The 19,003-nt window shown below is 40.5% G+C and carries 23 protein-coding genes and 1 tRNA gene; 11 read left to right on the top strand and 13 right to left on the bottom strand.

Annotated elements, in window-relative coordinates; genetic code table 11:
* Window positions 1-47: 47 nt before the first annotated feature.
* Window positions 48-123, bottom strand: a tRNA-Ala gene (locus tag P20311_RS12835).
* Window positions 124-288: 165 nt separating this feature from the next.
* On the opposite strand from P20311_RS12835, the gene P20311_RS12830 reads away from it, so the two are divergent.
* Window positions 289-675, top strand: a complete 387-nt coding sequence (locus P20311_RS12830) for a hypothetical protein (protein ID WP_008113481.1) — start codon at window positions 289-291, stop codon at window positions 673-675.
* Between the two features lies 1 nt (window position 676).
* Window positions 677-1,177: a prolyl-tRNA synthetase associated domain-containing protein gene (locus P20311_RS12825; RefSeq protein ID WP_008113480.1), complete on the top strand. Its 501-nt coding sequence runs from the start codon at window positions 677-679 to the stop codon at window positions 1,175-1,177.
* On the opposite strand, the gene P20311_RS12820 is transcribed toward P20311_RS12825, so the two are convergent.
* Entirely contained in the window at window positions 1,144-2,292 is a 1,149-nt protein-coding gene (locus P20311_RS12820) for an MFS transporter (protein ID WP_036985166.1), read from the bottom strand. The two genes, P20311_RS12825 and P20311_RS12820, sit on opposite strands and share 34 nt — an antisense overlap.
* 186 nt (window positions 2,293-2,478) lie before the next feature.
* Here P20311_RS12820 and P20311_RS12815 point away from each other — a divergent pair, with 186 nt between their 5' ends.
* The 4 genes from P20311_RS12815 (at window position 2,479) to P20311_RS12800 (ending at window position 5,619) form a co-directional block, all read left to right on the top strand.
* Window positions 2,479-3,018: a DUF2058 domain-containing protein gene (locus P20311_RS12815; RefSeq protein WP_008113474.1), complete on the top strand. Its 540-nt coding sequence runs from the start codon at window positions 2,479-2,481 to the stop codon at window positions 3,016-3,018.
* A 172-nt stretch (window positions 3,019-3,190) separates the two neighbouring features.
* Entirely contained in the window at window positions 3,191-3,514 is a 324-nt protein-coding gene (locus P20311_RS12810; protein ID WP_008113473.1) for a c-type cytochrome, read from the top strand.
* A gap of 134 nt (window positions 3,515-3,648) precedes the next feature.
* Entirely contained in the window at window positions 3,649-4,416 is a 768-nt protein-coding gene (locus P20311_RS12805; RefSeq protein WP_008113470.1) for a class II aldolase/adducin family protein, read from the top strand.
* A 27-nt stretch (window positions 4,417-4,443) separates the two neighbouring features.
* Window positions 4,444-5,619 carry a mandelate racemase/muconate lactonizing enzyme family protein gene (locus tag P20311_RS12800; protein ID WP_008113468.1) on the top strand — a complete coding sequence of 392 codons (1,176 nt, stop codon included), beginning with the start codon at window positions 4,444-4,446 and terminating at the stop codon, window positions 5,617-5,619.
* A 100-nt stretch (window positions 5,620-5,719) separates the two neighbouring features.
* On the opposite strand, the gene P20311_RS12795 is transcribed toward P20311_RS12800, so the two are convergent.
* From P20311_RS12795 to P20311_RS12755, 9 genes are all read right to left on the bottom strand, one after another.
* Window positions 5,720-6,106, bottom strand: a complete 387-nt coding sequence (locus P20311_RS12795; protein WP_036933410.1) for a hypothetical protein — start codon at window positions 6,104-6,106, stop codon at window positions 5,720-5,722.
* A gap of 3 nt (window positions 6,107-6,109) precedes the next feature.
* Complete coding sequence (locus P20311_RS12790; protein WP_008113464.1) at window positions 6,110-7,672, bottom strand: S41 family peptidase; 1,563 nt, start codon at window positions 7,670-7,672, stop codon at window positions 6,110-6,112.
* Between the two features lie 48 nt (window positions 7,673-7,720).
* A complete protein-coding gene (locus P20311_RS12785; protein WP_008113461.1) occupies window positions 7,721-8,560 on the bottom strand; it encodes an amidohydrolase in 840 nt (279 codons plus the stop codon).
* The gene (locus P20311_RS12780; RefSeq protein WP_008113460.1) at window positions 8,557-9,285 is read right to left on the bottom strand and encodes an SDR family NAD(P)-dependent oxidoreductase; all 729 of its coding nucleotides are present in this window, start codon (window positions 9,283-9,285) and stop codon (window positions 8,557-8,559) included. Before P20311_RS12780 ends, P20311_RS12785 begins: the two co-directional genes overlap by 4 nt.
* A gap of 21 nt (window positions 9,286-9,306) precedes the next feature.
* Complete coding sequence (locus P20311_RS12775) at window positions 9,307-9,795, bottom strand: peptidylprolyl isomerase (RefSeq protein WP_008113458.1); 489 nt, start codon at window positions 9,793-9,795, stop codon at window positions 9,307-9,309.
* A gap of 65 nt (window positions 9,796-9,860) precedes the next feature.
* Entirely contained in the window at window positions 9,861-11,309 is a 1,449-nt protein-coding gene (locus P20311_RS12770; protein ID WP_008113456.1) for a transglycosylase SLT domain-containing protein, read from the bottom strand.
* A gap of 56 nt (window positions 11,310-11,365) precedes the next feature.
* Complete coding sequence (locus tag P20311_RS12765) at window positions 11,366-12,385, bottom strand: MBL fold metallo-hydrolase (protein WP_008113454.1); 1,020 nt, start codon at window positions 12,383-12,385, stop codon at window positions 11,366-11,368.
* Between the two features lie 54 nt (window positions 12,386-12,439).
* Window positions 12,440-12,745 carry a cell division protein ZapA gene (locus P20311_RS12760; protein ID WP_008113451.1) on the bottom strand — a complete coding sequence of 102 codons (306 nt, stop codon included), beginning with the start codon at window positions 12,743-12,745 and terminating at the stop codon, window positions 12,440-12,442.
* Window positions 12,745-12,975: a hypothetical protein gene (locus P20311_RS12755; RefSeq protein ID WP_008113449.1), complete on the bottom strand. Its 231-nt coding sequence runs from the start codon at window positions 12,973-12,975 to the stop codon at window positions 12,745-12,747. The genes P20311_RS12760 and P20311_RS12755 overlap by 1 nt, the downstream gene beginning before the upstream one ends.
* A 238-nt stretch (window positions 12,976-13,213) precedes the next feature.
* Between P20311_RS12755 and P20311_RS12750 the strand changes: the two genes are divergently transcribed.
* Entirely contained in the window at window positions 13,214-14,053 is an 840-nt protein-coding gene (locus P20311_RS12750; protein WP_008113448.1) for a 23S rRNA (adenine(2030)-N(6))-methyltransferase RlmJ, read from the top strand.
* Window positions 14,054-14,483: 430 nt separating this feature from the next.
* Here the strand turns inward: P20311_RS12750 and P20311_RS12745 are convergent, their stop codons facing one another.
* Together P20311_RS12745 and P20311_RS12740 are read right to left on the bottom strand one after the other, a co-directional pair.
* On the bottom strand, window positions 14,484-15,290 hold the full coding sequence (locus P20311_RS12745; RefSeq protein WP_008113446.1) for an META domain-containing protein: 807 nt from the start codon (window positions 15,288-15,290) through the stop codon (window positions 14,484-14,486).
* Window positions 15,291-15,436: 146 nt separating this feature from the next.
* A complete protein-coding gene (locus P20311_RS12740; RefSeq protein ID WP_008113444.1) occupies window positions 15,437-16,003 on the bottom strand; it encodes an alkylphosphonate utilization protein in 567 nt (188 codons plus the stop codon).
* A gap of 262 nt (window positions 16,004-16,265) precedes the next feature.
* On the opposite strand from P20311_RS12740, the gene P20311_RS12735 reads away from it, so the two are divergent.
* The 4 genes from P20311_RS12735 to P20311_RS18715 form a co-directional block, all read left to right on the top strand.
* Window positions 16,266-17,540, top strand: a complete 1,275-nt coding sequence (locus P20311_RS12735) for an EAL and HDOD domain-containing protein (protein WP_008113441.1) — start codon at window positions 16,266-16,268, stop codon at window positions 17,538-17,540.
* Window positions 17,541-17,593: 53 nt separating this feature from the next.
* The gene (locus tag P20311_RS12730; protein ID WP_008113439.1) at window positions 17,594-18,202 is read left to right on the top strand and encodes a paraquat-inducible protein A; all 609 of its coding nucleotides are present in this window, start codon (window positions 17,594-17,596) and stop codon (window positions 18,200-18,202) included.
* Between the two features lie 62 nt (window positions 18,203-18,264).
* Entirely contained in the window at window positions 18,265-18,639 is a 375-nt protein-coding gene (locus tag P20311_RS12725) for a hypothetical protein (RefSeq protein WP_008113437.1), read from the top strand.
* Window positions 18,640-18,808: 169 nt separating this feature from the next.
* A partial coding sequence (locus P20311_RS18715) for a transposase (RefSeq protein ID WP_138922260.1) occupies window positions 18,809-19,003 on the top strand: 195 nt, incomplete at its 3' end.

Raw genomic sequence — 19,003 nt, 5'->3', positions numbered from 1 at the left:
TTAGAATATAAAAATAAGGATATTACTTAAAGGAGAGGGTAGGAAAGTGGTGGAGCTAAGCAGGATCGAACTGCTGACCTCCTGCGTGCAAGGCAGGCGCTCTCCCAGCTGAGCTATAGCCCCACATTCCTAATTTACATATACTGTAAATGCTTAAGTGCTGAGTCTTAAGCGGGGTGAACTTTAAATATTTTTACGTTTTTGGTCAAGTATTTTTTCACAAATTTTTCCGTTTTAACTAATTTTTGTTAAACTCGGCCTCAATATTTACTAAAACGACAATACATAATGAAAAAATACGCTTTAGTTTTAATGGTTTTCCTTTTTGGTTGTGCTAGCTCGGTAGATGAACCTCCTTATGAAATTAATAATAAACAATTTTATGACACCCTTGATGAGCAAGGTAACAAGCTTTTTGCCTATGTGGTCTCTGTAAAGGCTAAGAGCCGCGAGCAAATTAATATCAATAGAAAACTAACCCGAAGCGATGTAAAGCGTTTTGCCGAACAAGAGCATTTTGAAGAGTCGAGCGTGCTTAAGTTACAATTAGAAGATCAAGCGGTAGAGTTTCTTAATAAAGAGCTTGCACAACGTAACTATTGTGCAGACAAGCATGAAATAAACGAAGTGCTATGGCGTGATTTAAGTGTGCAATTAAGAGGGCGTTGTTTGTAGTATGTTAGCGGATAAACAAAAATTAGCAGCAGTGTTAGCTCAGCTTGATATTAACTATGATGTAATTGAGCATCCAGCGTTACATGGTAGCTTAGATGCCGACGAGCTGATGGTGAATCGCCCAGGAACACGATTAAAAAATCTATTTTTGCGGGATAACGAAGGTAAGCGCCATTTTTTAGTGATCACCGCTCACGATAAACAACTCGATTTAAAATCACTTTCTAAACAACAAGGACTATCGCGTTTAGGATTTGCCTCTAATGAGCGCTTGGCTAAGTATCTAAAGGTTGCACCGGGTTGTGTATCGATGCTCAGCTTAATGAACGATAAGCAACGAGATGTAACGCTCTGGCTTGATCAGGATATTTGGTTTGGCGACTTATTTCATTGCCATCCATTTATAAATACCCAAACATGGCTATTAACTAAGCCTGATTTACTGCGTTTCTTTGATTTTACTGAGCATCAGCCGCGGGTAATGTTTTTGCCATCGCGCTGAGCCCACAAAATAAGCCCCAGCCCACATAAGCAAACCGCAAGAAGTGTTGCCATAAACGCGGTTTGTCCATGCGTTTGATAAACCACCCCAGGTAATAATGACCCTAGTGCGCCACCGCTGTAATAAAATGACACGTAACAACCATTAGTAACACTCGGTGGAGCGTGACTAATTTTATTAGCTAGTGGGGCCGCCGTTGAATGAATTACAAACATAGCGCCACAAAAGAGTGTGAATGCAACTAAAAACAACATCAGTGAATGGCTCATTAATAACACAATACTAAGGTTATAAAATAGGAATACCGCTGCCAACAAGCGCCAAGCTGAGGTCATTTTTTTTAATAACCACGGGGTAAAAATAGAGGCTAACGCGCCAATTAGATAACCGCTATAAACTAAGCCAATGTCGCGGGTGTTATTAATTAAAAAGGTCTTTTTTAAAATAAAAGGCAAGTAGTTTAATAGCGCTGCAAAGCAAAAAAACATACAAAATATGGCACCATAGAGCTTAAGTGCTGAGCCTTCTTTAAGTTGTTTAATATAATCCAATGGTGATAACACCTCATTGGAGTTACTCAGGACAAAGCGTTTATGGGGAATACTGAGCGCGAGTATTATCAACACGGCAGCAATTAAGTAATAAAAACTTTGCCATGACCACAGGTCGCTAAAGAGCGCAGCCAATACTCGGCCAAAATAACCACCGACAATTGTACTACCAATATAAAGAGTCATATTTTTTTGCAATGTATCGGCTTGATAACTCATACCAATATAACTGGTCATAGCGGTCAGTGCGGCAGGCAAAGTCAACCCCTGTAAAAACCGAACCAGTAACAGCAGCTCAAAGCTAGGGGCATAAATAAATAATATACAGCCCACACCGAGGAATAACATTGCAGTGCGTAAAATTAATAATGGGTTTCGCTTGGCTAAAAACAACCCATACACCAAAGGGGCAATGGCTAAAGGCAGCATAGTGGCAGTCATTAAGCTGCCCGCAATGGCAGGCGCTACATTAAATTCAGTGGCAAATAAACTTAACAATGGCTGTGGTGCGTATAAAACAAAAAAAATGAAAACAGAACAAAAGAGTAAGTGAGGTAAGCGCATCGACTGCCGTTAACATTGCTTATTAGTTGAACCGCATTATATCCTAGGGTTTTCATAAATTAATCTTTATTGCGCTAAATCATGCTTTGTTTTCAGTAGTTTGTTAGATTAATACCAATAGCGCTGTTATTTACGCTCGTTGGTGATTAAAATAGCATTAATATTCGTTTTTAGTGGGAACACGCCATGGGGTCACTACAAGAGCAATTGCTCCAAGCTGGTTTAACAACATCACATAAAGCCAAAGTTGCTAAATCAGAAAAGCGCAAGCAACAGAAAAAGCAAAAGAAGGGAGCGACAAGTAACCCAAATGATTTGCAAAAACATATTCAGCAAACCAAGCTTGAGCAGCAGCAAAAAGCCGAAGAGCTTAACAAAACGCGCCAAGAAGAATTAAAGCAACGCGAGCAAGTAGCCCGTGTTAAGCAAATTCTAGAGCATCATAATCAAGAATCAATTCGCGGTGAGCGTACCTTTAACTTTACTTATGAAAATAAAGTGAAAGGGCTTGATGTGAATGAAAAAACGCAAAAGGCGCTCTCGGGCGGACGTTTAGCTATTTGTGTATTAGAAGGCCAGTTTTACGTATTAGAAGACGAGCCTGCACGCAAAGTGGCTGAGGTTGATGAAAAGTATATTGTGTTTCATGTCGAACCTGAGAACAAAGCTAAAGACGAAGACGATCCGTATGCTGATTTTGAAGTGCCAGACGATCTTATTTGGTAAGGTGTTATTAAGTATCTGCTCAGCTAAGGCAAGCTAATATTTGTTTTATGAGGGATACACGTATTTGTTCTGATTGATCGTCAAACCTTATCAAGGACGTATGCTTTTTAAAGATTTATTGACTACAATTATCACAACCGTTTTTTTAACCGTAAAAAGAAGAGTAAATACAATGAGCAAGATAAAAACACTTTTATTAGGCGCGGGTATTGGTTTAGCCGCAAGTTTTTCATTTTCAGCAGCCGCTGCTGATGGCGCTGCACTTTACACCGCTAAAAATTGTCAAACATGTCATGGTGCAGATGGTAAAGCACCTATTATGGCGATGTACCCTAAACTAAATGGTCAAAACAAAGAGTATTTAGTAGCGCAAATGAAAGACATCAAGTCAGGCGCACGTAGCAATGGTATGTCTATGGCGATGAAAGCAATGGTTGCGACTGTGACTGATGAAGAATTTGAAGCAATTGCCGATTACCTATCAAAAGTACAATAATCGCTAACGCAATCTAAAAAGAGCCACACCTTTGTGTGGCTTTTTTATTTGGTGATTGCCATCATGCGAATACTCATTTAGACTTCTAAACATCTATAATCACTAGCGCTATGCTGTGTTTTAAAAGGCTTGTTATGTTTGATTTACCCCAGCTCGATTTAAAAAATAAAGTATCAGAACAAGAGTGGCAATTACGTGTTGATTTAGCCGCATGTTATCGATTGGTTGACCATTTTCGTTGGGGGGATTTAATTTATACGCACCTTTCTGCTCGCTTACCGGGTACGGATCATTATTTAGTAAACGCGTTTGGTTTAACGTTTGATGAGATCACTGCATCTAACTTAGTTAAAGTCGATTTAAATGGCCGCATTATTGACGACACTCCATTTGATATTAACCCGGCGGGGTTTACCATTCACAGTGCCATTCATGAAGTACGTGAGGATGCCCATTGCGTCATACACCTGCACACTAAAGAAACCATTGCAGTTGCAACACAAAAAGAAGGGCTGTTACCGTTAAGTCAGTATTCGATGTTTTCATTACCTTCTCTGTCTTACCATGGTTATGAAGGTCTAGCGGTGAATGATGATGAGCGTAAACGCCTGCAAACAGATTTAGGCACCACCAATCATATGCTATTGGTGAACCACGGCGGCTTAACGGTAGGGCCAACAGTAGGTGATGCGTTTATGCGCTTTTATGACCTTCAGCGTGCCTGTGAAATACAGTTAGCCATTCAATCAAGCGTCCAAGAAGCGATTGCAGTACCACAAGCTATTATTGATAACATTTATAACCAAGCGAACGTTGTTCACAGCGGCAGTACTGGGGGGCAGCTAGCATGGCCTGCCATGTTACGAAAAGCGTATCGTCTTGACCCAAGTTTTGCAAAATAACCGATAAAGGTTAATAAGGAATTTTTTATGAAAGTAAATCGCGTTGAAGTCTTTGATATTCATTGTCCTGAACGTCCTGCATGGACGCCGGTATTTGTTCGCATTCATACCGATGAAGGGATTAGCGGTGTAGGTGAAGCCGGTCTTGCGTATGACTTAGGTCACAGCGCTGCCGCTGCGATGATCAAAGAAATGGCCGATGCCTTTTTAATTGGCCACGACCCGTTTCAAACTGAAAAACTATGGTCACGTATGTTGCGTGAAAGCTTTTGGGGTTTAGGCGGTGGGCCTGTAGTTTATGCAGCAATGAGTGCAATTGATACGGCGCTTTGGGATATAAAAGGTAAAGCATTGGGTTTACCTGTTTATCAGTTACTTGGTGGTAAAGTTAATGACAAACTACGTACTTATGCATCACAGTTACAGTTTGACTGGGACAGCGAATTTAAAGCATTGGTGCAGCCACAAGAATATGCTGAAGCGGCGCTTAAGGCAATTGCAGAAGGTTACGATGCAGTAAAAGTTGACCCAATTCAATATGATAAAGATGGCAATACCTATTACGATCGTACAAATATTATTTCCCGCCCAGAAATGAAACTATACCGTGCCCGTATGCAAGCTATTCGTGAAGCCGTGGGTGACGAAGTCGATATTATTTTTGAATGTCATAGCTTACCAGGGGCGACATCAGCAATTCAAATTGGTGAGATTGCAGAAGAATTCGACTGTATGTATTTTGAAGAGCCAGTGAATTATTTGAACCATTCGTTACATGCCAAAGTGGCTGATAAAGTGGCTGTGCCTATTGCTGGCGGCGAGCGCTTATATAACCGTTGGGGTGTGCGTCCATATTTGGAAGATCAAAGTATTGATGTATTGCAGCCAGATATTGGTTTATGTGGTGGCTTTACTGAAACTAAAAAAGTATGTGATTACGCCGATATTTTTGACGTGCGTATTCAGGCACACGTATGTGGTGGGCCGGTTGCAACCGCGGCAGCATTGCACTTAGAAACAGCGATCCCTAACTTTTTAATCCATGAACATCATACTTATGCGATTAAAAAGTGGAACCGAGAATTATGCTTACAAGATCCACAACCTAAAAATGGCTTTTTTGAAGTATCAGAAGAACCAGGTCTTGGGATTGAACTTAACGATGAAATTGTAATGCGCTCACAACGCGTAGAAATAAAATAAATAACCTGAACTCTGCTTGAGATGGATTTATTATCCAGAGTTCAGGTTAAATAGCTCTATTTATGAATAGCCGGTAAGTGATAACTCACTTACCGGCTTTTTATCGCTGTGGATTTATTTTACAAAGCACCTGTTTTAGTTCAATGGTTGCTTTGCTATCAAGGTGGCGAACAAAACAGCGCTCTCCCTTAATCATCAGTTCAAACTGATCCGGCATATTAAGCTGCTTGCCCATAATCGGATTTCCCTGAGAGTTTTTGTGATTAAGTTGCTCAAGCGTAACTGTGCTTGAGGTTACAAAGACGTCATCGGCTAATTGAACCTGCGAGCTATGCAGCAGTTGCGTAATAGCCTCGGCTACTTTAGCGCTATTTGGCTCAACCAGTAACGCATGTTGCAACTTAGGTGTGGGTTCTGAGCTTTGCGCTAAGCAACCCGTTAGCCCTAATGTCGCTGCAGCCATGCTTATTGCTAATAATATGTTCATTGCTTATCTCATGTTATCACTAAGAATAGTATTTTGTTCTAGCATGGTTTGAATTCGCATATCTTTTACTTCTGGTATATCGGTGGCGATAGTGGGCGCAAAACCAAGAACACTATTTATCGAGCTTGGAGCTGGGCAACTGCCAGTTGCTCTATAGCTCAGCGCAGTATCGAGTAAGCCTTCACTTGCATCACCTAAGCGTTTAGTAAAGTCATCAGCAACAGCACACCCTGCAATACGAACAGGTTGGCGTGCGTCATCAATAGTATTTTGCGGTGCAAAGCCATCTGAATACTCACCAAAACCTTTATTGTTTTCGCCAGTAAATTGAATGGTAAAATAAGTGGTGTCGCAGTTATCGGTAGGGTAAAAGCCATAGGGTTTACCACAGGTGCCTGCGCCTATCTGAATAATTTCAACATCTGCTCCGCGCAGCCCGTTAATGATAGCCTCACTAGCCGAGCAGGTACTGCTGGTGGTGAGTAAAAATACCCTTTCCAAGTTCAAGGTGGGTAACGGCGTGCCTGCTACAATTGCAGGATTATTTTCAAAGCCAACAAAACGATTTGTAAAAGGCATCGGTGTCAGTGTTTGCCCTGTCACAGGGTTAGTATTGGGGTATTTATCGTTAAAAATAGTGCGTTCGAATATTTTGCCCTGCGTGTTATTGCCCCCTACCATGTAGCCTACTTGGCTAGCCATTTGTAATAGTCCCCCTCCGTTATAGCGCACATCAATGACTAAATCTTTAATGCTACTGGCAGCGAGTTGGTTAAAGGCGTTGTAAAGCTGTGTCTCGGCTATGGCGTTGTGGCTATTAAATTGAAAATAACCTACATCACCATCGGCTAAATCGGTACGAACATTCATTACTGGTTGCGATTCGATATTTTGAGACGTGAGCGTAACAGTGCGATTTTCATTGGTGCTGATATCCCTAAATACAAATTCGGTAACTTTACCCGTTTGCTCGGGGAATAAACCTGCATTAATAATACCTACCTCACTCGATGATGTGGTGTTAATAAAATCAACACCATCAACTTCTAAAAGCTCAAAACCACGAATAATATTTTGATTACTAGCTGGGGTATTTGGCTCGGTGTAGCTAACAATAGCTTGGCGTGGCGCACTACCTGCAATTATTTTTATGTTAAAGCCATAACCAAAGCTCAGGCCAGATTGGCTTTGTCTTTGCCACTCATCGGTCGGCAAACTAAAGTGAAAATTATCTTTTTGCGCACCCGATTCAGTCAGTTGCTCAGTTTTTAAAGTATTAAAGTAATCAATAACGCCTGATGTTAATGCCGGATTGGTATCAATAATTTCGTCATACCATAGGTAGGTTTCGTTACTCCAAGAGCGTAGCCAGTTTTTTTCATTAATTGCTTGGCATTGACCTTTAAATTGTCCTGAGCTAGCAAATACACCTGAAGTCCAGCCGCTATTATCCGTTGTTGGGTTGGTCGCATTGTCGCTACCTCCACCGCCACAACCTGTTAATAAGGCGGCTAGCGAAAAAGGAAGTAATGTGTATTTAAGAGAAGGTGAATTAAAAATGGCCATACGCATGCTCGTTTTTTAAACTGTTGAGCTAAATATAGCGGTTTTTATTTAGAGTTGATAGAGGCGCGCTGCATTTTTGTAACTCAGGTGCTGCCAGATAATAGTATCGTCACAGAGAGTGCGGTAATGTTGCCATAACTCATTGTAGTTAATGTTAATTTGGCACACTGGGAAGTTGCTGGCAAACATCACTCTTTGCATACCAAAATGCTTTAATATATGTATAAAACATTGGCTTTGCTGCTCGCTATTAAGCATGAGTAACTCAAAACCTGAAAACTTAATCGCAACATTAGGCTGCTTTGCAAGTAGTTCAATTGCAGCTGCCCAGTTAGCAAGGTTGTGTGCAAGCCCAGTGTGATTAATGATTATTTGTAAGTCACTAACTTGGTTGGCATAAGAAATGAGCCGCTCGGTGATGTTGAGGTTTTCTACTTCAAATTGGGCTTCAAAATGCAGCTTTAATTGGCTCAAGTGCTGCAGGTTATCGAGGCAATGTGGGCTCAATAAGCGCTCGGCATCATGACCTTCAGTGATATCTCTAATGCCTACAAGAGAGCAATGTTCTAGCTGCTGAAGTGCTAGTTTAAATGCGTTATTTGGCTGGTTAATTGTTGCAAAGCTAATCGCTTTATAAGGTATGGTTTTAATATGGTTGGCTAACCAGTTTAACTCTTTAACGGGCTGGTTATTATCAAAGCCTGCTTCTATGTGCACTAAACCAACGAGTTCAAAGTCCGTACTTTTGATCAGTTCAGCAACGCTAATCGGTTGTTTTATTTTATCTAAGTTAGACCAAGCTGGTGGGTTAGCACCTTGCAGCCAAGTGTATTGACCCTCCAGCAAATTAAAAAAGTGCACATGCGGGTCAATAATTTTAGTGCTCATTGTGCTGTGTAGCCGCCATCAATACGTTGCAAGCTGCCAGTAATAAAGCTGGCATCTGCACTTACTAAAAAGCTTACCAGTGCAGCAACTTCATCGGCTTGACCTAAACGGTTGAGCGGTTGTAAGGCGGCTTCTTCTGCAACAATATCGGTTTTGTTAGCACCACTTCTTTTACAATATGCATCAATTGCATTATGAAATAACGGCGTTTCTATGGTGCCAGGGCACACTGCATTAGCGCGAATATTAAAGCTTGCGTAATCCAAGGCGGTGGTTTTAGCCATTGAAGCCAATGCATGTTTAGTCAGGTTATAAGCAAATGAGTTTTGTTTACCAATAATGGCCTGATCTGAGGCAATTAACACAATAGCGCCACCTTGCTGTGCTTTCATAGTTGGTAATACGCTTTGTATAGCCGCGTACGCACCTTTAACATTAAGTGCCATTAGCGCATCGAATGTCGCTTCATCGGTTTGCTCAATTGTGGCACTTAAATGTTTACCAGCATTTGAAACAAGTACATCAATTCGTTGTGTTTTTTCAATAATAGCCTGTATACACAGGCGTACGGCGGTTACATCACTAACATCACATTGATGAAAAACACCACTCTCACTGGGCTCAATATCTAAGTTATGAACCTGATAGCCGTTAGTTAATAATCGCTGTACCACAGCAAAGCCAATGCCTTTAGAGCCACCGGTTACTATTGCAACTTTTGACATACTTGTTCCTTTAATTAGCAATTAATGTGCGTGGCCGCAACCACCTTCAGCATGAACGTGGCCATGAGAGATTTCTTCGCTTGTTGCTTCACGAACTGATACAACCTCAACATCAAAGGTCAGTGTTTTACCAGCAAATGGGTGGTTTAAATCACAATCAGCATTAAAGCGGCCTACTTTTACGATAGTCACTTGATGGCGACCTTGATTTGATTGCACCATCGCAGTCATACCGGGCTTCCATACTTTTACATCGCCTTGTAAGTGCTTAAGCGGGATGCGTTGAATTAAGTCATCAACACGCTCACCGTATGATTCACTTGGAGATAAAGTAACGCTAAATTTATCACCAGCGGCTTTACCTTCAAGTGCGGTTTCTAAACCTGGAAGCATGCCTTCGCTGCCGTGAATATAACTTAATGGCGCGTCGTTTAGGCTGCTTTCGATTTGTTCACCCGCTTCGCTTAGGGTGTAATGAAATTCAACGGCCGAATTTTTACTGATTTGCATGCTTGTCTCTTTGAGTTTTAAATTAATTAAAGGCAATTTTACGCGAAATACTGCGCTTTAGAAACTTAACGTGGATGATTTAATGTATTTTGTAAGTCGAGTAACAGGTCTTTTTTCGCCGGTGTAGTTTTTGGCGTAGCGGCTTGAGGTATAAATAAAACCAACTGAGTCCCAGGTTTTAATACGCTTGAGGCTGATAATTTATTCCAACACGCTAAATCGCTATGAGCAACGCCGTATAACTGACTTATATTCCAAAGGTTATCACCGGGTTTTACGTGGTAATCTACCTCGATGGTTGGAATGATTTGCTCTTTTTGTTCTAAGTAAGGACTTATTTTATAGTTAATAGTGAGCGACTCAGGCAAAGTTTGCGGCTCCCCTAAAATAAGTTTTTCGCCAACGCCAATAAAGTTATTTTGCTTATTATTGAGCTGTTTTAGTACTTTTAAGGGCAAGCCAAAATGCCTAGCAATACCGTATAGCGTGTCATTTTTTTTGACTATGTATTCCCCTGCAAAATTGGCTTTAAAAAAGCGGTTTTTTAATAAAGCTTGTTGCTCTATAGGTAATAACAGAGTGTGCGGTCCATGGGGTGAGCTTTGATTTTTTAAATAACCCCGATTAAGGGCATGCAGTTGTTTGGCGCCCATGCCAGAGAGCTTGGCCATAACTGAAAAATCAAACTGTTTTGCCACATTTAGCGAGGTAGTCAGTGCTTTATAAGGAAGCTTTGGCCGTTTAAATTTTGCCTTAGGGTGTTTCACTAAATAGCTCAGTGCTAATAGTTTTGGTACATAGTCAGCGGTTTCTTTTGGTAGGGTTAGTGCCCAAAAGTCAGTTGATTTACCTCGTTTTTGATTGCGTTTTATAGCGCGCTTAACTCGACCTTCACCGGTATTATAGGCCGCAAGAGCATGCAGCCAATTACCATCAAAACGTTTATGTAAATAGCTCAAGTAATCAAGTGCCGCATCGGTTGAGGCTAATACATCCTGGCGTCCGTCGTACCATTGATCAGATTTAACCCCAAAATGATGCGCGGTTGCTGCAACCAGTTGCCACACACCCACAGCGTGCTCACTTGAGCGGGCGGTAGGCCTAAAGCCACTTTCTACAAATGGCAGTAATGCCAGTTCCATGGGGAGCTGCTTTTGCTCTACTTTTCTTACGATATGATATAAAAAAGGCTCTGAACGGCGAGACACTATTTTTAAATAATTCGGCTGTTTTAAATACCAGTTAATGCGTTTTTTTAACGCCTGATTTTGCTCAACCGGTAAATGTAAGTTATCAGCAATATGTGCCCATAAGTCAGTCGGTTGAGTCACTTTTAGGGCTTTAGGTATTGTTTTTTTATTAATAACTTTGTTGGTGTGTGTAGAGGTTGGCGTTTTTGATTGTGCGGCTTTTTGCTCTAAAGGTGCAGGGACTACAGGCGCAATGATCTCTGGCTGTGTGGTTTTACAGCTACATAGCAATACAATGGCAAAGCATAAGATCAAGTGACGCATTTTATTCCTTTTTAAAAAATATATTTCCATATTTTAACACAATCCATTGTGTTCAGTTATTGGCTGTTTTTAGCGCGAAGTAATCCCGATTGCAAAAATAAGTTACTTGATTTTATATCAAGTGGTTCTTGTTGATAAGGTTTTAGAGCTTCACTTGGAAAGTTTTTTTGTAATTGCTCAATATTGGCGTCGGGGTTGTTTTTAGCATGCTCCGTAATTGCTTCTAAAAACGTGAGTGATTGTTTTAATTTAACTTTATCTACCAAATCGCCATGGCCAGGAATGAAAAGTGACAGCGTATTATTATTTATATATTTTTTTAATAAGTTTTGCCATTGCTTAAGCTCGCCATGCCCTGGGTAGGGTAGCCAGTCAATGATATCACCACCTATTAAGGTTTTACCCTTGTCGGCAAGTAATGTTAAATCGCCATTAGTATGTGCCTGATGCGGGCTTATAGTGAGCGTATAGCCACCTAAATCTAATGTTTTAGATTCACTAATACTCATTTTTGGTGGTGTTAGTTGATAGCCTTGCCAGCGAAATAAGCGTGTTTTAGCGCGAGTGAGCTTTTCTCGCCATTGAGTTTGCTCAGCATCGGGTAAGGTGGCTAATCGCTGATAGCTCAGCTCAATGCTTTTCTCGAACCCCTCTAGCTTGTCTGTTAATGCTTGCTGATAACGGGAAAAATCGTTAGCGACTTGTTGGTGAGTAATAAGTTTTGCGTCTGGGAAGTAATGCTGCATAACCGCCATCCCCAGTAAGTGATCGTCATGAAAGTGGGTTGCAACTAAATAACACAAAGGCGTCTTTAGACGTTGTTTTAGCTCAGTTACCAGTTGTTCTACCGCCGCAAAGTTACCACTGGCATCTATCAGTAAGGCACATTCACTGCCCTGAATTAACACTTGATTAGAGTCGTAAAAACGTAACCTATCTGGCTGCTGGATAAATTGAATATTAGCCGATAACGATTGCCACTCAACTGCTGCATTGCTTTTTGTATGTATAAATAGGCCGATTAAAGGCAGTAAGCACTTACCTATTTTTTGAGCTTTAGTTAAAAATGGTTTCATCTTTTCTCTAGCTGTATTTTGACGGTAAAAACAATAAAAGCGCAAAATGCGCTTTTATTTAATGTGCTCAGGGTTCGAGCTTAAGTACTGACTCAGCTTATCAATCAGTTGATCTTGATATTCAAGCTCAACTGATTTTTGAGTTTTTGCTTCAAGCAATTCGTGGCTTAAATTCAAAGCAGCCATAAGTAATGCTTTTTGATCGTTTCTGACAGTTGAACGTTGTTTCATTTGTTCAACTAAATCATTCAGATTTTTGGCGGCCGCTTTTAGTGCCTCTTCTTGCCCAGCCGGACAAGCAAATTGCTGCTCTTTACCAAGCAATTCAACAGTGACTCGCTGGTTTTGCAGCTCAGACATTAGCTTGCCTGTTGTGCGCTTTGTAATTTATCTAATAATGACGACAAGGTGGTGCTTGCATCTTTTTGTTTTTCTTCATTTTCAAGGGCTTCTAACTGTAATAACTCATTTTCATCAAGCAGTTTACTGTTTTGCTCTTTAAGCTCTGTAATATCAGTTTGCAACTGATTATTACGGGTAATTAGTTGGTCGATCAGTTGTTCGAGTTGTTGAAGAGTATTGTTGTTCATAAATGCGCTCATATAACTGTAATTAATGTCATGCAAATGTAAAGCAAAGTGTGTTTATTTGCCAGCATTTACGCTGGTTTTAGGTGATTTTTATTCTATGTTAAGGGATAATTCATGCTATTGGCTTTTTCATTCAGAAATGGTTCACGTAAACACCCGCTTTTGCTGTGACGATTGCCAAAGCAGTGTGCTTTATGGTTCACTAATTTTATTAAACAGCGTATGGCGAAAATAAATAATGCTTAGTTACAGACACTCCTTTCATGCGGGTAACCCTGCCGATGTACTTAAACATTTAGTGTTAGCGCAAGTGCTGGGTTATCAAACAATAAAAGATAAGCCGCTTGACTATATCGATACGCATTCGGGTGCTGGTTTTTTTGAGCTGGCAGCACCGGACGCGCAAAAAAACCAAGAGTACCAAGATGGCATAGAAAAACTTTGGCAACATACCAGTCAGCACGGTGCCTTAAACGACTACATTGAGTTAATAAAATCGTTTAATGAAAGTTCGTCTCTGGCGTTTTACCCAGGTTCACCAAAAATCGCCGAACACTTTTTGCGCCGCCAAGATAAGGGCTGGTTTTTTGAGTTGCATCCGCGAGATTTGGTATTACTTGAAGAAAACATGCAAGGTAAGCGCTCTATTCGAGTACGCGGCGAAAATGGGTTTGCGGGCTTAATTGGTTTATTACCGCCAGCTTCGCGCAGAGCCTGTGTGTTAATAGACCCACCTTATGAAATAAAAGACGATTACAATACGGTAGTACAAACCATTGTCAAAGCCCACCAACGCTTTGCGACGGGTACATATATGATCTGGTATCCGGTTGTGGACAGAGAACGTATTGATAATATGGAGCAGAGTTTAATTGACGCGGGAATTAAAAATATTCAATTATTTGAATTAGGTACCGAAGCAGATACAGAAGTACATGGTATGACCGCCTCTGGAATGATAGTGATAAATCCACCATGGAAGCTGAAACAAACTATGGATGACGTGTTACCTGAACTAGTAAGCTTGTTGAGTAAGCCTAGTGGTTTTTACCGTAGCGAGCAGTTAGTCGCCGAATAAAAATAAAAAAGCCTAGGGTCTGTTGACCTTTGCGGATTAAAATTTGTTCAAACTAGGGGCGGTTTAATCGCGGCAGGAGGTTTGTAACCTAGTGGGCTCGATAACTGCTCCTGCGTTATTCTACTGGCTTACATCCATGTAAGAATAAGTAAAAACCAAGCAAAGCTTCCGCGTCCTGCTCACGCCCCTTACCTACATCCATGTAGGCAACAAAGAGTAAATCGCCCCTAGGCAGAACCCTTCGGGCAGCGCCTGTTTGGCATTGATGCTGCGTTATCGCCTATTTATGGGGAATAACCACACCACATAGGCTCTGCCTTGCCTAAATACCAAACAGACTGCTGCAAATTTAACCTTGAAAGATCAACAGACCCTAGTTTAACTGGGCTTTATACTGATCTACTTAGATGCGGAGTATCGTTACGCTTAATTAAAAGTAAACAGCGTTAAAGGTTGCAAGTTGTTTGCCTGCCTCATTTTGTAATACTAATTTTTCACCGTTAATTTGCCATTGCGTTGCTGCCTGAAGCACAGCCGCCATCGCGCTTTCTTGTTCCATATTGTCATGACACATTTTTTGCGTGGTAGCTAACTGCGTAAAAGTCACTGCTTGCTTCGATACTTCATAACCGCCATTAAAGTTATTGCACCCTAAAAAGCCGTGCACAGTGTTATCACTATTAAACTGAATAAATGGCTCTTTGGTATTCACTACAACAGGGTTGCCGTCGATTGAAACCGCTTTGAAGTAGGTATTTACTAAATCAACATCTGGCTTTGGCGCTACTTTTGAAACAATAATCTCTAAAGGTTCAGATGAGCTAGTATCAGCAAAAGGCGAGTTACTGGTTGTACTGGTGTAAATTAATTTCCCTTGATTATTAATGGTTGCACGCACGCTGTAGCGGTGAGTTTGGTCAATTTTTTCACGGTTGTACTCAAGCTCTACTTGGTAAGGCGGTGCGCCCACTAAATCAATCACCTGCTCAGAAATTACGGTTGCTGCCACATCCATTTTTGACACATCAACCAAGGTAACGGTTAGCTGTGAATTAGGCGCTAATAGACTGCGATCTAAGTAACTAACTTGCACCGGTAAGGTCGCTGTTGTTTGCGCCACAGCGCTAGTTTGCTGTGCGGTATCGTCGTTACATGCGCTCAGCATAAGTGCGCCACTTGATATAAAACACAGGCCTGCAATCGACTTTAACATTGAATTTGGCTTAGATGAGAACATAGTAGTTCCTTAATGGAATATGGTATATGGTCGTTAGCATACGGTTGAATTGCTTAATCATTGCTTAATCATTGCTTAACTAGCAAATACAGCAAATAAAGAAAGTTGAGATATAAAAAAAGGCGCTACGCGCCTTGATTCGTTACTTATTTTTTTACGTATTTAGTTAAAATTACAATACGCTGTCCATCAACACGCCCTTCAATATGTTCAGGGTTGCTGGTTAAGCCAATATTGCGAACGGCAGTACCGCGTTTTGCTGTTAAGCTACTACCTTTCACATCTAAATCTTTTATTAACGTGACGGTGTCGCCAGCTTGTAGTACCACACCATTGCTATCAATGTGTTTAATATCATCATCTTCAGCAAGTGCTTGCTGCGCCCATGTTAATGTATCTTCTTCAAGGTAAATCATATCAAGCGCGTCTTGTGCCCAGCCGTTATCAGCTGCTAACTGAGTCAGCATGCGATAAGCCACAACTTGTACCGCCGGTGTTTGACTCCACATACTGTCATTTAAGCAATGCCAATGGGTTGGGGTTAAATCGCTATTGCCCTCTATTTGATCTTTACATGTTTGACAGGTGTAAATGCATTTATCTGAATGAGCTTCTGTAACAGGAGGGACTTCGTAAACAGTTAAGTTGTTGGTTGCTGCGCAGAGTTCACATTGGTTACTGCTACGCTCTATTAAGGCTTGTTCAATGCTCATTTTTGGTGGCTCTTGTGAGTTTATAAGTAAATAGTGCCTATATTATACCTTATAAGCACAGGTTTTGGGTATGCTCAGGGCGGCGACAAGCAATAAAACCTTATAAAAAATAAGGATACTAATCTGCTGGTTTTAAGTGTATAAATTTAAACTTACCTGCTTGTTTTTTAATCTAATTAAAATTACTGCAAGTATTTAAAGTTTCACTATACTGATTAAATAATAAAAATAATGATGACATCACTGTTAAGCAGGAAGGTTAATGCCAAATATTTCAGACGTAAAAAATTCATCTATTTTGGTCACTCAATATATTGCTCGGCAACCAATTTTTGACGGTGATAAAAGCATTTTTGCTTATGAGTTGCTCTATCGCGATTCAGTTAATAATGCTTTTCCTGTAGGAACAACTGACGGGCAAGCTACAGGACGACTTTTTTTTAATGCGCTAATGCTGGTTGGTATTGAAAAGCTAACGCTCAATAAAACTGCGTTTATTAATTTATCGAGTGAGGGGCTTTTAGAGGATTTACCTAAATTATTACAGCCAGAAAATACCGTAATTGAAATTGTTGAGCGCACTGAAAATATAGAGCTGGTTGCTCAACGAGTAACCGAGTTAAAGAAGGAAGGGTATGTATTTGCGTTAGATGATTACGACGCACACGAAAAATGGCAACCTTTGCTCGGTTTGGTAGATTTTATAAAGCTTGAAGTTGAAGAACCGGTAATAAAAACCAGCATGCTGCTGAAAAAACTCAAACGCAACTTTCCTAATATTAAAATAGTGGTAGAGCGAATTGAAACTTATGAAGAGTTCAGGCAACTGAAAGAGGCTGGATGCGATTATTTTCAAGGGTTCTTTTTTGCACATCCAGAAATGCTCAGTTACAGCAATATTGAACCCTTAAAAATGGCAGTTTTAGATTTACTGCGTTGCACATCACGCACAGACTTAGATTTTAATGAAATTAATCAACGTATTTCTAAAGATGTGGGTTTAACTGCACGTGTTCTTAAATTAGTAAATGCTCGCTCAGCTAATAAAAATCTAGTGATTACGTCTATTCCTCAAGCGGTTGTGTATTTAGGGGAAGACTCTATTAGAAAGTTTGTACGGGTTTTAGCGCTTAGTGAGCTTGGCTCAGATAAGCCCAGTGAACTTACTCGTTTAGGCTTATGTCGAGCGCAGTTTATGCAAATAATTTTAGAGCCTGGCGGAAAAGTCATTGCAGAACAAGGTTATTTAGTCGGCTTAATGTCGGTACTTGATGCTATTTTAGATATGGAGCTGGAAGCTATTGCTAAAGAGTTTAGTTTAGGAGCTGAGTTATCTGGTGCATTATTAAGTTTTGAAGGCATGATGGGTAACTCATTGCATTTAGTCAAAGCGGTAGAGGAAGATAACTGGCAATTAGCTACAAAGTTGTTAGAGACTATTCGCCCAGCCTCGAATATTGAGACCGTATTTAGCGCCATGTTAGATGCACGCCAATATGCGGATGAGTTATTAGCCACCATTATTGAGCAAGACTAACGCAAAACGTTTGGGTATGATTGGCACATATTGATTTTACTTAGTATTACACCATGCGTTTATTTTTACCTATTACCACTATTTTAATTGCCTTAGCTTTATTAATTCCCGGGGTGACTCAGCCCGTACTGAGTATGGAAGGTAAAATTGATAAGTCTAAACTTGCTGAGGCGGGCATTGAAATGTTGGCAGATGAAGGGAATCAAAACACCCGTAATATGCTAATGATGATCTCGAGTATGTTGGGGTTAGATAAACTTGAAGGCGAGATCAGCGCTTATCAAAAAACGCGCAGTATTTGGGGCACCGTTAACGAACTAGCCGATAACAAAAACTACTTAGTGGCGATATTAGTAGCGTTTTTTTCAATGGTGATCCCAACAATTAAGCTGCTGCTTCAATTGTTGTATTGTGTATTAAAGGAGACTTCATTTAAACACAAGCTTGGTAAGGTGATTATCGCTTTAAGTAAATGGAGTATGGTGGATGTGTTTGTTATTGCATTAATCGTGGCTTACATGGCTGGTAATGCAAACGCGAACTCAGAAGACTTACTTAATATGCATGCTGAGTTTGGTACTGGTTTTTGGTATTTTACCGGCTATTGTCTATTCGCCATTGCAGCCAGTAGTTTGATAAAGCCAGTGGTAAAAACCAGTTAATTATTGAGTTTTAAACGTAGTTACCATAAACTTTAAATGTCTATTTATTTTAGGTTAATTCATTGCAACGTATTTACTGTATTTTACTCACGCTAACTTTGTTACTCACTTTTGTGGGTCAAGCCGTTGCGTCTGTATCTATGGTATGTGATATGCCGCATATGAACATGGCAACCCATGCATCTATGCAGCATAGCGATATGGCAATGAGCAACGACGCTGATACAACAACCATGTCTATGGATTGCTGCAGTGAGCAAGGCACGTTAACCCAAGATTGCAGTTGTCCTATGAGTGCTTGTAGTTCGCATTCAGTCTTGCATGTAAACTCACTATTTATAGCCTCCAAATTACCCTCTGAAAAAGTGCAACATGCTGTAATGCAGCATCAACCTAACTTTGCACGTTCTCTTTATCGTCCTCCTATGTCTGCATAATCACAGGATAGGTGTATTTAAAATCTAGTTATTTAGCTTTTTGTCATCTATCTGCTTATAAATTTAATCGTTTTCATTCGTTATTTTTAAATTTAAGTGGAGCAAGTGATGAATCACTTTGAATCGCCCCGTGTTTGCCAGAGACTCAATAACTTGAGAAACTGGAACTATGAAAAAATCAAATCGCTATACATCAGAATTTCGTGAACGTGCAATTAGGCTTGTTACCACACAACAGCATGAATACCCTTCTCTTTGGGCTGCGCTAGTATCGATTTCAGATAAACTGGGATGTACCCCAGAAACACTTAGAGCATGGGTCAAGAAATCTCAAGCTCAACCGTCTAAACCCTCTTCTAATACA

It is taken from the genome of Pseudoalteromonas sp. BSi20311, assembly GCF_000239875.1.
Classification (GTDB): domain Bacteria; phylum Pseudomonadota; class Gammaproteobacteria; order Enterobacterales; family Alteromonadaceae; genus Pseudoalteromonas.
Note: the sequence above shows the minus strand (reverse complement) of the source record. Positions and strands in the feature narration are given on the sequence as shown.

Bases quoted from the DNA above. Each gene is read 5' to 3' on its own strand.
- P20311_RS12780 (WP_008113460.1), bottom strand. From the start codon at position 9,285: ATGTCAAAAGTTGCAATAGTAACCGGTGGCTCTAAAGGCATTGGCTTT.
- P20311_RS12785 (WP_008113461.1), bottom strand. From the start codon at position 8,560: ATGAGCACTAAAATTATTGACCCGCATGTGCACTTTTTTAATTTGCTG.
- P20311_RS12795 (WP_036933410.1), bottom strand. From the start codon at position 6,106: ATGAACATATTATTAGCAATAAGCATGGCTGCAGCGACATTAGGGCTA.
- P20311_RS12800 (WP_008113468.1), top strand. From the start codon at position 4,444: ATGAAAGTAAATCGCGTTGAAGTCTTTGATATTCATTGTCCTGAACGT.
- P20311_RS12730 (WP_008113439.1), top strand. From the start codon at position 17,594: ATGCGTTTATTTTTACCTATTACCACTATTTTAATTGCCTTAGCTTTA.
- P20311_RS12745 (WP_008113446.1), bottom strand. From the start codon at position 15,290: ATGTTCTCATCTAAGCCAAATTCAATGTTAAAGTCGATTGCAGGCCTG.
- P20311_RS12765 (WP_008113454.1), bottom strand. From the start codon at position 12,385: ATGAAACCATTTTTAACTAAAGCTCAAAAAATAGGTAAGTGCTTACTG.
- P20311_RS12735 (WP_008113441.1), top strand. From the start codon at position 16,266: ATGCCAAATATTTCAGACGTAAAAAATTCATCTATTTTGGTCACTCAA.
- P20311_RS12750 (WP_008113448.1), top strand. From the start codon at position 13,214: ATGCTTAGTTACAGACACTCCTTTCATGCGGGTAACCCTGCCGATGTA.
- P20311_RS12760 (WP_008113451.1), bottom strand. From the start codon at position 12,745: ATGTCTGAGCTGCAAAACCAGCGAGTCACTGTTGAATTGCTTGGTAAA.
- P20311_RS12810 (WP_008113473.1), top strand. From the start codon at position 3,191: ATGAGCAAGATAAAAACACTTTTATTAGGCGCGGGTATTGGTTTAGCC.
- P20311_RS12830 (WP_008113481.1), top strand. From the start codon at position 289: ATGAAAAAATACGCTTTAGTTTTAATGGTTTTCCTTTTTGGTTGTGCT.
- P20311_RS12790 (WP_008113464.1), bottom strand. From the start codon at position 7,672: ATGGCCATTTTTAATTCACCTTCTCTTAAATACACATTACTTCCTTTT.
- P20311_RS12770 (WP_008113456.1), bottom strand. From the start codon at position 11,309: ATGCGTCACTTGATCTTATGCTTTGCCATTGTATTGCTATGTAGCTGT.
- P20311_RS12825 (WP_008113480.1), top strand. From the start codon at position 677: ATGTTAGCGGATAAACAAAAATTAGCAGCAGTGTTAGCTCAGCTTGAT.
- P20311_RS12755 (WP_008113449.1), bottom strand. From the start codon at position 12,975: ATGAACAACAATACTCTTCAACAACTCGAACAACTGATCGACCAACTA.
- P20311_RS12820 (WP_036985166.1), bottom strand. From the start codon at position 2,292: ATGCGCTTACCTCACTTACTCTTTTGTTCTGTTTTCATTTTTTTTGTT.
- P20311_RS12805 (WP_008113470.1), top strand. From the start codon at position 3,649: ATGTTTGATTTACCCCAGCTCGATTTAAAAAATAAAGTATCAGAACAA.
- P20311_RS12775 (WP_008113458.1), bottom strand. From the start codon at position 9,795: ATGCAAATCAGTAAAAATTCGGCCGTTGAATTTCATTACACCCTAAGC.
- P20311_RS12815 (WP_008113474.1), top strand. From the start codon at position 2,479: ATGGGGTCACTACAAGAGCAATTGCTCCAAGCTGGTTTAACAACATCA.
- P20311_RS12740 (WP_008113444.1), bottom strand. From the start codon at position 16,003: ATGAGCATTGAACAAGCCTTAATAGAGCGTAGCAGTAACCAATGTGAA.